Genomic DNA, 13,307 nt, shown 5'->3' with positions numbered 1-13,307 from the left:
TGCCCAATAACACGATGCATACTAATCTGTTGAGTTAGTCTTGCCCAGAACACGGTTTATCACGTCCAGCACGCTCTGGTTCGTCTCCTTGCTGGATGCCTGCACCAGTGCGTTGCGAGCCTCGGAGCTGGTTTTGTACGTGCCCAATGCCTCGGCAGCCACTGTACGCATATTAAACAAAGGGTCTTTATTTAAAATATCGATAAGGCACGGCACCCCGCGTTCATCTCCGCTAATACTGATTACATAGCAGCATTGAAATCGCAGATTTACGGTGCGAGAAGTATCATTAATTACTGAGATTGCCCGGCTGATAATAGACCAGCGGGCATTGGAATCGCTCTCTTTGGCTTTCCGGCCAAGGGCGCGCATAGCGGAGAATTTTTGATATCCGGGTTCGGGTTTCTCTATCCGCTCCAGGAATGTCTCCACCGATGTGCTCTTTATCTGCTCAGATGTATACTCAGCATCGCCTTCGGCCAGACAGCGATTAATCACCTCAAGTGCATTTTTGTCAGTTTCCTGCCTGGAGGCTTGAGTTAAAGCATTTCGAGCTGCCGTGTTATGCCGAAAGCTCCCCAGAGCTTCAGCCGCCACTGAGCGCATAGTAGGCGATAAGTCTTTGAGTAAAACATACGCCAGGTTCGGCACCCAGGCTTCATCACCGCTGAGGCTGATCACATAGCAGCATTGAAATCGCTGATTTATAGAGCGGGTGGTGTCATACATAGCTGATGTGACAAGACTGAGTATGTTCCAGCGATTCTTTTGATCGCTCAGCTTTGCCTTCTTGGCGAGAGCATTCATCGCGGCAAATCTCTGATATCCCGGCTCAGGGTTCGCCATCCATTCCAGAAAATTCTCCGCTGGTGTGCTTTGAATATCATCCGGTGTGTAGTTCAGATCACCATCCTGCGCAGCCAAGAGCGCACAAGAAGACGAACTCAGGGCTGTGATCAGACAAAACGCAACAACTACAATATGGCAGGCACAACGCATAATTAATACCTCCTTAGACGACAGACATAAATATTACGTTATTATACCTCATATTAACCAACAACAAGGCGTTATCTTGCCTATATACGACTAATTATTATATATTTTTTGAATTGCTGCATAGCGTAATATAGCACATGACATAAAAAAAAGCTCCAAGTAAACAACAAAACTGCTATTTATGGCGTCATATATTATGGGAGATAGCTGTGAACGACCGAATGACACAAATTTTTGATTTGAACAGGACGGGCAGGCTGCGCAAGAAAGATGACGCCATTGAAATATGGCTGCGGGCAGTGCATGATAAATACGCCCAGTCGCTGTTTCGCTATGCGCTGGCTCTTACCGGCTCAATTGAAGACGCGCAGGACGCCGTGCAGGAAGTTTTCGCACGGATCGCAAAAGGCTGGAAGCGCTTTGGAGAGGTACGCAATGTGAACGCATATCTCTTCTCCGCCACACGCAACGCCGCATACAGCATTCTCAGGCGAAGGAAACGCTCTGAATCGCTGCACGATGCTATTTGCACAGACCTGGCGACTGCATGCGTGCCACAGGACAGGCGCACATCAGCCACTATCATATCAATTCGTGATGCGTTCTCTGACTTGAGTGTGGAGCAGCGCGAGGTCATTGTGCTGAGGATCCTTCATCAGATGACGTTCAAAGAGATAGCCGAGATGGTGGGAGTGTCGGCCAACACTATATATGCCAGATATCGACTTGGAATTGAGAGAATAAGGCATGTACTGGATATAGCGGAATAAACAACAGGGCGCCGGCACTGACGGCGCCCCGTCTTATTGTTGGCAATAACGGTGCACGCTATTAAGTTTTAGAACCGATACCCGAGTTGGACAGTAGACAGGCCATCCTGGCCGGTATGACTGCCCGCGATGAACCTGAACTGACCAAACAACTGGTTCGTGAGATCGATCCCAAACCCTCCAGTCCATCCGAAATTTGCTCCCTCATCAATGAGCATCTCGGGGATATCGTCCGTAGCAGCCAGAACCCCGACGCCCAGGTTCGTGAATATTCTATAAGGACCAAAGTGCCCGTATCGCTTATAATTGAACATCACCGGCACGAGTGAAACGTCCTTGTCGGCGTTAGTCTTGATACCGATCCAATCGCCGGAGAGCCCAAACGCAGCATTGTCGCCGAATGCGTCCGATGCAGGTCCATACCATGCTATGCCGACCATAGGGCTGGTTGAATTTTCCACATCGCCATTGACCGAAAACGACGCGCCTACTGTCAGCGAGTACTCAAAACCAAGCGACTCGGGCGTGATAATCTGAGCACATATCATACCCGGCGCGGCGAACATCCCCGCACACAGCGCCAAGTAAAGCCACCCTTTCATCTCCGCATGCCCTCCAATCGATCAGCGATATGCAGGCCGCTAACACGTACTTCTTACCTATATAAGCGCCGCTTGAAACGTGTCAGATCGTCCGTTCCATCCTGAAATCATGGCCGTCATCGGACTCTTCCAGGGCAAGTCGAGCAAGTGGAAACGGCTGCAGGGCGCGCTCTAATATGCCGTGGACTTTGGCGAGGAGCACGCCGTAGTTGGTCATTGGCACTCCGGCTTCGGAGGCTACCCGTTGGCGATATCGCATCTCGCGGGGGTTTAGCATGCAGCCGCCACAGTGGACGATAAGGTCATAGCTGTCCACATCAGGCGGAAAGTCTTTGCCCGAAGCAAAGCCGAAGTCCAGCTCACCGCCTACCATCTGCCTCAGCCACCTTGGGATCTGCACTTTGCCGATATCGTCAGCCTGCTGGTGATGGGTGCAGCCCTCGGATATAAGCACGCGGCTGCCAATCTTGAGATAATCTATCGCACGAGCACCCTCGACAAAACCAGCCAAATCACCCTTATACCTGGCCATGAGGATAGAAAAACTGGTCATCCAGATATCCTTGGGTGTATCGGCGTCCACTTTGAGGAATACCTGGGAGTCGGTAATAACAAGCTTGGGTTTGCGCCCGAGGCTCCGCAGGCACTCGTACAGCTCGCGTTCTTTCACCGTGACAGCTATGGCGTCATGATCGAGAGCGTCACGGATGGTCATCACCTGCGGCAATATCAGCCTACCCTTTGGCGCAGCCTTGTCTATCGGGACCACCAGCACGACTATGTCCCCACCGGTGATCAGGTCGCCGATTATAGTCGGTTCGGAAATCGCGATTGGCGAGATTTGCACCAGTGCGCCCTTTAGCTGCTCGATACCCTCGCGTGTGGCTGCGCTGACGGGCACAAACATGGCGCTGCGGCCAGTCGCCCATTTCTTTACGGAGGAAAAGTCTGGGGTGATATCTGTCTTGTTGGCGCAGATGACCAGCGGGACGTCGCGATCTTTGATACGCCGGACTATATCCTCTTCCCACTCTCCGGGCTGGGTGCCACTCTCGATAATCAGCACGGCTAGATCAGTATTTTCGAGCACGCGAAGGGTCTTTTCGACACGCTTTTTGCCCAGGTCACCGACATCGTCTATACCGGCTGTGTCGGTCACAACCACAGGACCTATTGGAAGTATCTCCATAGACTTGGAGACGGGATCGGTCGTGGTACCTGCGACATCGGATACAATCGCCAGAGACTGGTTGGTAAGAGCGTTTATCAGGCTGGATTTGCCTGAGTTGCGCCTGCCGAATATGGATATGTGGACCCTCTCGCCTGAAGGGGTCTGGTTTAGACTGGTCATGGCTTGTCCTCGAAATACCTTTACTACATTCTATTGTAGCACGTTTGCGATTTCGGGATCGGCCAAGTCGAGAACTAACAAGACCTGATAGTATTCCAATTTTTGCACTTTCATTAGTGGCTTCGTGCTGAAGGTGTGGCGACTGCAATAAGTCCCGCACGCTGCCATGTGCCTGGGCCTTCCGGCATAATATACTTATCATAATACTCGCACATATCGGCGAACTCTGACAGGAGATTATGGTCAGAAGTAATACGTTTTACAGCTTCATCGCCACATAGGCAGGCAAGTGAACCGATTCCTCCGAGCCTGGTGATTTCCATATGCTGTGATTCTAGGACGGTTCTTAATTCATCAGGCAGAAATGCTTTCATGGTTCCGAGATAGCCCATTGTGCAGCCTTTCGACAATATTGCATTTTCAGGAAATTGATCCTGATGCCATAATCCGTTTTCAAGCATCTCTTTTACTGCCGGTATAAAGCGGCTGAACGAATTGATACTTGTTCTGATCCAACCCGGTATCATAGCTGCGCGATTCGACACGGATATAATAAGTACTTTTCCTGTTACCCGACATGCTTCTGCTAAAGCTCTATTCGCATCTGAACCGCAAAAAGAAATCGCACCGTCCATGTTGATAACCAGATCAAATGATCGATCTGCATATGGTAGATTATTTGAATTGGCTTCAACAAACTCAATGTTCTTGATGCCATCGGCTTTCAATCTTGCTATCTCAAGCATTGCCGGCGAGAAATCAAGATGAGTAACCTTGAACCCTCGCCTCGCAAGGGGAATTGAAAATACACCCGTAGCTGCTCCAATATCGAGAATGCTTTTCACTCCATCAAGATGACGCTCAATCTCGCGCCAGCGCAACACTCGATTGATCGATTCATCCGCCATATCTGATTCTTCTTTAGATGCTTTAGCATCCCACCAGGATATTTCTCTATTGAAATCTGTTTGCATACTTGTGACTCCGATATGCGTTTGTGTAGTGAACTCATTCAGTTGGCGGCGCTATGCCGGAAGGATTCCGGCCAATGGGGACCGGAGAAAGATTCCCCGGCCCATCAAATCAAAGATAGCGGTTTTTAGGCTGTAGGTGGTTGCGGCTCAGAAGCAGGTGAGTTGTTTGACGCGCTTGCAAACATACCCATCACCGCTGCTGCCTTCGCCATTTCTTCCATACGCCAAAGATGAGGCGGATGAGTGGAGTATATTGTACGATACCGAACATATACCTCATGCTGATGGCGATGCCATTGAGCTATTGCTTCATTGATGTTCACACAAGGAGCAAGCTGAGCGCCGACAGACAGATTAGCCAAAGCCGTAAGGCATGCTGTCGGATCACCAGTGCAATACAGGCCGATTCTGTCGCATGTGAGCTCGCAGCGGCGTTTATACCACAACAACAACCATGGCAGCCATGCGCCGAACTCCGCAGTTTTTGACCAGAAATCCAGGTGCCCTGCTGCATGGTGGCCGATCTCATGACCGACAAGCCATGTCACCTGACGCATATCGCCCTTAAGCAGCAGCGAATCAATAGCTCCTGAGAGCAATACAACCATTCGCCTGCCTGCCAGCTTCATGGCAAAGGCGTTCCACAAACTATCTTGCATTACATAAACGACAGGTTGATTACAGCCAAGTTTTTCACAGCATGCACGGGCAGCCTCATATACACCCGGAATCTGGTTCTCACTTACCTCTATCGCGTTTGACTTAATATACGCCACCGCGAATAATTCAGCCAGAAAGCGGATCAGCACAATAAATCCGACTATCAGCAAAAACCCGCCGAAGCTGATAATGGTCCAAGCAATAAACAATACCCAAATCGGAATGGAACATACCATCAGCCACGTAAATGCCGACTTTTCTTTTGGATCACGCAGTTTATCGATCAGATTTGCCGAAACGTTCATATACAGACCCTCCCAAATCCTATTTTGATAAATATCATGAGTGATTCTTACAGCAAATGGGTCTGTATTCCTTCTTTATGGCTCAGCAGTTATAACAATGCGCCCAGACTCCAGTCCGTTTGAAGTCGCAGTTACATTTATAGAACCAGACTCGACATTACTTTGAACAATAGCGAGCAGCAAGCCGTTGAATACTTTTGCTCTGGAGCCTTTCGGGCTCTCATGGCTGCCGGGATCACCTGAACTCAGACCTATAAGCCTGCCTTGACCGGTGACCTGTATATCTATAAGACTGCCGGCAGTCGGGACAAAGATGTCGTCGCGGTCATAAATGCTTATGGTAACGAAGCTTACGTCCATGCCGTCGGCGGAGATGCTCGTGCGGTCGACGCTCATATGAATCTGTGCAGGCTCGCTCGCCGTTCTTGTCTCCTGTGTGCAGGCCACTTTGCCATCGATGATACCCTCAGCCATAAGCACTCCAGGCTCATACGGCACTTTCCACTCTATATGGCTGAGAGGCTTGCGCGGAATTTCACCCAGGGGCTTGCCGTTTAAGGAAAGGCGGACGCTGTCGCAGTTAGTGTAGCCCCAGACATCGATAACCTGACCCTCTTTGCCCGGCCATGTCCAGTGTGGAAAAATATGCACCATAGGCTCATCAGTCCACTCTTGCAGGAAATAATAGTATGTGTCCTTGGGGAAGCGGCATATGTCGAGGACGCCGAACTGGCTGGTGATTGTCGGCCAGCCTATTGTCTCACCGTAATACTCGAAGCCCGACCACATTGCGCCTCCGGCAAGCCAAGGGCGCTCGGCTATGTGAGTCCATTCTTTTTCGAACTGCGTGCAGAGATCATAGATGCTGGTGTATTTGCCGTCGCATTCGACAACCCGGCCATCTCCATATGTGACCTTGCTGACTATGCCGGATGGAATCTCTTCATAGACTCCGCGCGCGCCATGACCGGAAGAAAATTCGCTGATAAGCATCTTACGATCCGGGTAGAGCTGATGGTCACGGTCATCGATACCCATGCCCCCGCCGTTGTAGCCCATAATATCAGTTACAAACGCAAAGCCGTTCGCATTGGCGTCTGTGTTACCCTCACAGCCGAATGCCGTGGGACGGGTCGGGTCCTGCGCGTGAGCAACCTCGTTCAGGACTTTCAGGCAGTTGGTGAGGGTGTCATCTTCGCTGCCAGCCGTATTGGCCAGGCCCCAGCAGATTATGCTCGAGTGGTTGCGGTTACGGTGGATAAGGTCTATGAGCGCCGGGACGGGTGTCTTGGATTCTTCGAGGTATCTGGTCTCAGCCCACACGAGCATTCCAAGCCTGTCGCACGCCTCCATAAGTGACGGAGAGGCATCGTGATGCGACGAGCGCAGGAAGTTGCACCCCATCTGTTTCATTATCTCGATTGTCTTGTAGTTGACCCGGTCCGGCAGAGCCATACCGAGGCCGCCGCAGTCGGCATGGATGTCCATTCCCCTGAGCTGGATGTGCTCGCCATTTAGGAAGAAGCCCTTGTCCGGTGTAAACTCGAACCAGCGGATACCGAACTCGGTGGTATAGGTATCTACCTCTTCACCGGAGAGAATCACCTTTGACTGGACTGAATATAACGTCGGGTCATTTACTGACCACAGAGTCGGACTGTCTATATCTGCGTTCTGGTCGATGTCTATTGTCGACCCGGAAGATATGACGCCGTCACTCGACATTATCGTGATCGTGCTGCCGCTAGGATCGAGCAGGGTTGTCTGAAGGGTCACACGCTGTTCGGATTGAGTGTCATTTCTAAGAGTGGTCTTTGCATTTACAAGCGCATGTTGCTTATCGACCTTGGGTGTGGTGACGAACGTGCCCCATTTGTCCACATGCACGGGATTGGTGGATATCAGCCAGACGTGGCGGTATATCCCGCAGCCCTCATACCACCAGCCCTCATTGCCCGGATCAGTCACAATTTTTGTATTATCGACATCGATAAAGACACTGACAACTTCCGGCTTGCCGTCATGCTTTAGGGCATCAGTAATATCAATCACAAAACCGGTGTAGCCCCAAGGATGCGTATGGACTCTGGCGCCGTTGACCCAGACGGTGCTGTTTTTGAAGACACCCTCGAACTCTACATAGACCCTACGGCCGTCATCGGGGATGGAGGGAAGATATTTGCGATACCAGCCGGGACCTTTGGAAAGATAGCCGCCCCAGGAGTAGTTGTTACTATCTGGGGGGCCTTCGATGCTGTAGTCGTGAGGCAGGTCTACACTCTGCCAGTCTTTATCGTTGAAGTCGCGCTCGTTTGCGTCCTGGATGCAGCCTTTGTAAAACATCCAGTCTGAACTAATCCTGGTGCGTTGTCTGTCAGCCATTTTTATCACCTACTGCTTGATATCAGGCCGACATCACCTCAGCATAAAAGGCAGTGGCCTGTTCTATCTCACGCAAATCCACGTATTCGTTGTCGCCATGAGCCAGATCTATGCTGCCCGGTCCCCAGACTATGGTCGGGATGCCCGCATCGTTCATTCGATATGCGTCCGAGCCAAAGCTAACAGTGTGCAGACCGTCATCAAGACCTTGGTCGCGACAAATACGCCTGAGCAATTCTAACATTGCATGACCCTCATCGACAACCGCTGCGAACTGCGCATCGGTAAAATCCGACATGATATAATCCTGCGTAATGCCGTGCTTATTCAAATACTCGCCTATAAGCTGCTTGGCCTGCTGGGGAGTCATCTTTCGGGTAAGGCGCCTGTCGAGCTCTATCTCGCAGCGATCAGGCACGACATTCACTGCGCTGCCGCCCCTGATGACACCAACTGAAAGGGTCTCAGTGCCCAGTTTATCGTCTACTACGTTTGCAAGCTCGCGCCCATATTCTTCCAGCGCAGTTAGGACCTTAGCCATGCGATAGATGGCATTTTTGCCTTTCTCAGGCTGCGAGCTGTGGGCGCTGACGCCGGTGGTGGCGATGCTCCAGCGGGCAACGCCTTTATAGCCGTGCACCAGCTTGCAGCCGGTCGGCTCGCCTACAATGCCGAAATAGGCATCGGCAGTCGGGGACTGGGAGACAAGAGTTTTGCTGCCACGCCAACTGTATTCCTCGTCCGTCACGCCGACCACAGCTATATTATATTCACCCGCCGGTTTATCTGCAGCAATAGCCAGGGCTGAGAGCATCGCGGCAAGGCTGCCCTTGTCGTCACAGGCTCCCCGGCCATATATCCGTCCGTTTTCCTCTCTGGGGACCAGCAGGCTTCTATTCTCACCAATGCCGACAGTGTCCATATGCGACTGCAATATTACGGTCTTGCGGTCTTTGCCCCGAAAGAGCATGCCGCCGGCATTGCGCTCGCCGTTGCTGCCGGTCTCCTGCACTATCAGGTCGACACCGAGCTTGCGTATGAAGTCCTCGACGTAATCGGCCACCCGCGCTTCGCCAACGATATCAGTCGGCAGGTCGCATTTGCCCGCAGGGTTCACGCTGGGGATGGCGATCAGGTCTTTTAATATGGACTTTGCGTCGATCATTCGGTGAACCCCGGCACGCCCTCTATTGCGACGGGACGAACGCAGCAGGAGTCCAGTCCCTTGATCGGCATGGGCATAAAGACCATCAGGAACACATCAGACTTGAGCTCGTCCAGGTTCTGCATGACCTCCAGGAACGTGATATCGTGAGGCATAACGGCTTCATGCACATCGCATGCATCCTTGACGGAGTGCTCTATGGCAACCGAGTCTCCGAAACCTATGCATTTGACTTTCTTATCGGCGAACCAGTCACCCGACTCGCGGCACAGGTAAGGGCGCTCGTCGTTGGGATCGTCCGAGAAAGGCACACAGTGGTATGGGCTCTTTACTATCACGGCGTCGCCCTCACGTATGCGGCCCTTGTCGGCCTTGTCCAGCACCGCTGCTGTGACAGGCGCTTTCGGCTCTATATCCAGGTCCAGAACTACCGTGCGGCCTATAAATGCGGTCAGAGGAAGATCGAGAATGTCTTTCCAGCCGTCCTTGTAGTGGACGGGAGTTTCGACATGCGTGCCAAGGTGCGACTCGAGGTCCATATCAGTGTGATAGTCCTTGGTCCAGTCCTGATAGAACCGCCTGAGGTGGCACCTTCTGGTCTCTTTTTCAGGGTATAAATGCTTGCTCAGGTCCACGATGCGATATGGACCGATCTGCTCTACAATTGCCATTTCATTCTCCTCGCTGCGCAATTATCCTGCGCGCATTATTGCAATATATATCTTCTAACTGATCCGGCGTGAAACCCTTATACTCGACTCTCAGCAGCTCCAACGCCTGGCGGTATGTGTTATATTCAAGCACAGGCGAAAAATCTGATGCAAAGACGAGCTTATTTACACCGAACGTATCTTTCAGTTTATCCACGGCTCTAAACAACTCGCTCTGCGGGTATCTCCAGCCGTCTACTACAAACGCATAGAAGCCCGAGAGCTTCACATATGCGCCGTTACACTCCGCCAAGCGCAGGAGCGGCGCATAATCATTCTCATCCAGCTTGCCGTCTGTTACTTTCGGCCTAGCCATATGGCTTATCAGCACCGTGACATCAGGTCTCTTCTTCAAAGCATCGGCTATAGGCGCGCACTGGAATGCGCTCAGGTTAAAGCTGATGGGCATATAGGTTTCTTGCAGGTAGTCCCAGAAGCTAGCCATCTCGGGAGAGGCAAGCCAGACCGCATCGTCATCCCTCTCAAGGTAGCAGCTAAGGCCGAAGTGGCCGTGTTTATGAAAACGCTTTGCGTCATCGAGCATGGTCGAGGGGTCGGGCCTGGTGTGGGCGAATGAGTATATCCAACCGCGGCCCTGCTTTATAGACTCAACAAAAGAGTTGTTTTGTGGGCAGTCGCCATCTTCATAGCAGATGACAAAGGCGCCGTCAATGCCGAAACTTGCCCGATACTGCTCATAGAGGTGGAGATTGCCGTCGATGCCGTTCTTTATATGCGAGTTGTCAAACAGATCGCAATACGGTTTTTCAAACAGATGTATGTGCGTATCGTATACGCTCATTTAATCACCCCATAACGGCAATTCGATTCCACACACGAGATTCAATAATCACGCGTGATGCGAATTAGATTGAGCGTAAATAGCTCCTTTTTCAGTCGGCGTAGGCCGACTTCGTGTCTTTGTTGCCGCGACTTCAGTCGCCTGGCGGTTAAAACCGCGGCTACAACTACACAAAGTCCCCCTACGGGGACTAGAATCGTAAATTAATCCGCATCAGACGTCAACAATCAATACAATATACTAAATAGCAAATCAGTCGTGGGACTAAAGTCCCAAATACGTGCGTCGGGGATTTAAATCCCCGACGATCTGCGATCTGGAACAATACTCAATATTAAATATAAAATACTAAATCAGGTGCAGTTTTTGTCTATCTCGATCGAGGCCCTCAGAGTCTTCAAAGCATCCTCGGGCGTGACTACTTCAGGTTCTTTATCTTCCAGCACGCAGCGCAGGAAGTATTCGATCTCTGTAGCCAGGGCCGACTGCCTCAGGATTATCGGGTCCAGAGAGGTCTCGGGATTGAAATTATAGTGCTTCGCGTCATCGATAAACCGGAAGTTGTCCGGGGGCATTTTGATCTCTATCTCGCCTTTAGTGCCAATGATCTTCATCATGGCGTCGAGGCCTGCGGGCATAGCGTCGCGTCCCATCCATGATGACGCAAACGAACATAGGGTTCCGTTCGTCAGTTTCACCACGGCAAGTGTGCTGTCGGCCTCTTTATCCGATTGATTATAGCGCTTGTAGCCGCTGCACTCCTCGACATCGCTGCCGGTAAACCACAGCGCAAGGTCGATATCGTGTATGGCTGTCTCGCGCATTGGGTTCAGCTTTCGACCCGGCGAAAGGGTTGTGTAGTGATTGTTCCTATACGCTTGGATCATGGATATCTCGCCAAGCTTGCCCAAATCGATCATAGACTTGGCATGCGCATATGGCGGCATAAACCGGCAGATGTGAGCAGTCATAAACTTACCCGCGCTGCGCTTTGCAGCAGCAGCTATCGCCTCGGCATCATCAAGGCTGTCGGCGATAGGCTTTTCAAGCAGAACATGCTTGCCGGATTCGAGCGCGGCGACACTGACCACCCGGTGGTCCCGGCTCAGTGTCGCCACACTTACTACATCCACGTCATCAGAGCATGCAAACTCCTCATAATCCGTGCTGATCGCCGGAACATGGTATTTGTCGGCAATCTCCTTTGCACGTGAGGCTGTGCGCGAGCAGACACGTGTGATCTCGACATACGGAATTTGCGAGAAAGCCGTAACATGCAACTCACCAAACTCGCCAAGCCCAACTATGCCTACTCGCAGTTTTTTCATGCCGTGTATTTCCTTATGAACGCCTCAACTGCTGCGCCGCGGTTGATCTTTGCTCCGGCTGCCGCCAGTTCAGTCTCCAACGCCATCAGCGTAGGCACTATATACTCAGGTGTAGCAGTCATAGAGAGGTGACCGACACGAATGATGGAATTGGCAGTAGCTCCCAGGCCGCCCGCAAGCAGTATATCATGCTTGCTCTCTATCTTGTTTCTGACTGCTTCTCCGTCGATGCCGTCCGGCAGGCAGAGGCCGGTAAGAGTCCTGCTGCCCCATTCGTCACTGACAAAGAGCTTGAGGCCCATAGCCTTGATGGCTTCGCGGAAAGCATCGCGGACCAGGGTGTGGCGTGCGAAACGCGCAGACAGGCCCTCTGCAAAAATTTCGTCCAGGGCCTGATTGAGCGCCAGATACAACGCGACCGGCGCGGTGTTTGGCCCTTCCGGATGCCAGTTCTTCCACTGTTTCTGATACTCTCTGAGGGTAATCAGATTGAGATACCAGCTCGGGACCTGGGTCTTGCGAGAGTCGATTGTCTTCCATGCTTTATCGCTGACTGCAACAAAGCCCAGCCCAGCGGGGGAGCCGAAGCACTTCTGGCTGCCGCTGATACAGAAATCGATGCCGAGTTCGTCGGTGCGAATATCTACGCCGCCCATACTGGAAACGCAGTCCACTATGCTCAAGATGCCAAACTCTTTGGCCACAGCAGTTATCTCTGCAAGCGGAGACTCGACTGCTGTCGAAGACTCGTTGTGAACTATCGCCAGAGCCTTAATGTCCGGGTCTTTCTTGAGGGCTTCGCGGACCTGCTCGCCTCTGATCGGCTGGCCGTATTCGCTGCGGGTAGTAACCGTAACTATGCCATATTGCTTAGCCATATCTTCAAAGCGGTCGCCGAAGAAACCGTTGTTGCAGATGAGGAGCTTGTCGCCGGGCTCCACGGCATGGCTGACCGACAGCTCCATCGCACCCGACGATGTGGCGGCAAGCACGAACAGATCGTTTTTGGTCTGGAATACTTTTTTGAGCTTGTCTACAACCTGGAAATAAAAGCCTGACCACTCCGTTCCATAGTGCGGCTTGGTCGGCAGAGCCATTTTTTGTCTGGCCTGTTCACTGACCTCAGTGGGCCCGGGAATCATTAGTTTTGGCATCTATAACTTCTCCTTAGATTAAAAGTCATCGGTGACTGTCGTCAGTCGACAGTCACCGTTCAGTTGCTTCAGTTCAGATGGGGCCGAAGCCTGATTGAAGGCCCC

General features: G+C 51.7%; 12 protein-coding genes. 1 reads left to right on the top strand and 11 read right to left on the bottom strand.

From position 1 onward, the window contains the following. Positions 1-21: 21 nt before the first annotated feature. Positions 22-999 (bottom strand): HEAT repeat domain-containing protein, encoded by a 978-nt coding sequence (locus ABFD83_10900; GenBank protein MEN6357576.1) that lies wholly within the window; start codon positions 997-999, stop codon positions 22-24. A 209-nt stretch (positions 1,000-1,208) separates the two neighbouring features. On the opposite strand from ABFD83_10900, the gene ABFD83_10895 reads away from it, so the two are divergent. Next, entirely contained in the window at positions 1,209-1,769 is a 561-nt protein-coding gene (locus tag ABFD83_10895; protein ID MEN6357575.1) for a sigma-70 family RNA polymerase sigma factor, read from the top strand. A 68-nt stretch (positions 1,770-1,837) separates the two neighbouring features. Here ABFD83_10895 and ABFD83_10890 read toward each other — a convergent pair whose 3' ends face one another. The 10 genes from ABFD83_10890 to ABFD83_10845 form a co-directional block, all read right to left on the bottom strand. After that, complete coding sequence (locus ABFD83_10890; protein ID MEN6357574.1) at positions 1,838-2,371, bottom strand: hypothetical protein; 534 nt, start codon at positions 2,369-2,371, stop codon at positions 1,838-1,840. An 82-nt stretch (positions 2,372-2,453) separates the two neighbouring features. Further along, entirely contained in the window at positions 2,454-3,722 is a 1,269-nt protein-coding gene (hydF, locus tag ABFD83_10885; GenBank protein ID MEN6357573.1) for a [FeFe] hydrogenase H-cluster maturation GTPase HydF, read from the bottom strand. Positions 3,723-3,835: 113 nt separating this feature from the next. Continuing rightward, entirely contained in the window at positions 3,836-4,696 is an 861-nt protein-coding gene (locus ABFD83_10880; GenBank protein ID MEN6357572.1) for a methyltransferase domain-containing protein, read from the bottom strand. A gap of 125 nt (positions 4,697-4,821) precedes the next feature. Beyond that, positions 4,822-5,661 (bottom strand): M48 family metallopeptidase, encoded by an 840-nt coding sequence (locus tag ABFD83_10875; GenBank protein MEN6357571.1) that lies wholly within the window; start codon positions 5,659-5,661, stop codon positions 4,822-4,824. Positions 5,662-5,736: 75 nt separating this feature from the next. Then, positions 5,737-8,043 carry a glycoside hydrolase family 2 TIM barrel-domain containing protein gene (locus tag ABFD83_10870; protein MEN6357570.1) on the bottom strand — a complete coding sequence of 769 codons (2,307 nt, stop codon included), beginning with the start codon at positions 8,041-8,043 and terminating at the stop codon, positions 5,737-5,739. A 22-nt stretch (positions 8,044-8,065) separates the two neighbouring features. Next, complete coding sequence (locus ABFD83_10865; GenBank protein MEN6357569.1) at positions 8,066-9,208, bottom strand: M20 family metallopeptidase; 1,143 nt, start codon at positions 9,206-9,208, stop codon at positions 8,066-8,068. Then, complete coding sequence (locus ABFD83_10860) at positions 9,205-9,879, bottom strand: cyclase family protein (GenBank protein MEN6357568.1); 675 nt, start codon at positions 9,877-9,879, stop codon at positions 9,205-9,207. Before ABFD83_10860 ends, ABFD83_10865 begins: the two co-directional genes overlap by 4 nt. A 1-nt stretch (position 9,880) precedes the next feature. Next, entirely contained in the window at positions 9,881-10,720 is an 840-nt protein-coding gene (locus ABFD83_10855) for an amidohydrolase family protein (GenBank protein ID MEN6357567.1), read from the bottom strand. A 353-nt stretch (positions 10,721-11,073) separates the two neighbouring features. Next, a complete protein-coding gene (locus ABFD83_10850) occupies positions 11,074-12,048 on the bottom strand; it encodes a Gfo/Idh/MocA family oxidoreductase (GenBank protein ID MEN6357566.1) in 975 nt (324 codons plus the stop codon). Continuing rightward, positions 12,045-13,202, bottom strand: a complete 1,158-nt coding sequence (locus ABFD83_10845) for an alanine--glyoxylate aminotransferase family protein (GenBank protein ID MEN6357565.1) — start codon at positions 13,200-13,202, stop codon at positions 12,045-12,047. Before ABFD83_10845 ends, ABFD83_10850 begins: the two co-directional genes overlap by 4 nt. Positions 13,203-13,307 lie beyond the last annotated feature (105 nt).

This window comes from Armatimonadota bacterium (assembly GCA_039679645.1).
GTDB lineage: Bacteria > Armatimonadota > UBA5829 > UBA5829 > UBA5829 > UBA5829.
This window is presented reverse-complemented; position numbering and strand designations above follow the sequence as displayed.

Excerpts from the sequence above, each read along its gene's own strand:
- ABFD83_10900 (MEN6357576.1), bottom strand. The coding sequence starts at position 999 with ATGCGTTGTGCCTGCCATATTGTAGTTGTTGCGTTTTGTCTGATCACA.
- ABFD83_10890 (MEN6357574.1), bottom strand. The coding sequence starts at position 2,371 with ATGAAAGGGTGGCTTTACTTGGCGCTGTGTGCGGGGATGTTCGCCGCG.
- hydF (MEN6357573.1), bottom strand. The coding sequence starts at position 3,722 with ATGACCAGTCTAAACCAGACCCCTTCAGGCGAGAGGGTCCACATATCC.
- ABFD83_10880 (MEN6357572.1), bottom strand. The coding sequence starts at position 4,696 with ATGCAAACAGATTTCAATAGAGAAATATCCTGGTGGGATGCTAAAGCA.
- ABFD83_10875 (MEN6357571.1), bottom strand. The coding sequence starts at position 5,661 with ATGAACGTTTCGGCAAATCTGATCGATAAACTGCGTGATCCAAAAGAA.
- ABFD83_10870 (MEN6357570.1), bottom strand. The coding sequence starts at position 8,043 with ATGGCTGACAGACAACGCACCAGGATTAGTTCAGACTGGATGTTTTAC.
- ABFD83_10865 (MEN6357569.1), bottom strand. The coding sequence starts at position 9,208 with ATGATCGACGCAAAGTCCATATTAAAAGACCTGATCGCCATCCCCAGC.
- ABFD83_10860 (MEN6357568.1), bottom strand. The coding sequence starts at position 9,879 with ATGGCAATTGTAGAGCAGATCGGTCCATATCGCATCGTGGACCTGAGC.
- ABFD83_10855 (MEN6357567.1), bottom strand. The coding sequence starts at position 10,720 with ATGAGCGTATACGATACGCACATACATCTGTTTGAAAAACCGTATTGC.
- ABFD83_10850 (MEN6357566.1), bottom strand. The coding sequence starts at position 12,048 with ATGAAAAAACTGCGAGTAGGCATAGTTGGGCTTGGCGAGTTTGGTGAG.
- ABFD83_10845 (MEN6357565.1), bottom strand. The coding sequence starts at position 13,202 with ATGCCAAAACTAATGATTCCCGGGCCCACTGAGGTCAGTGAACAGGCC.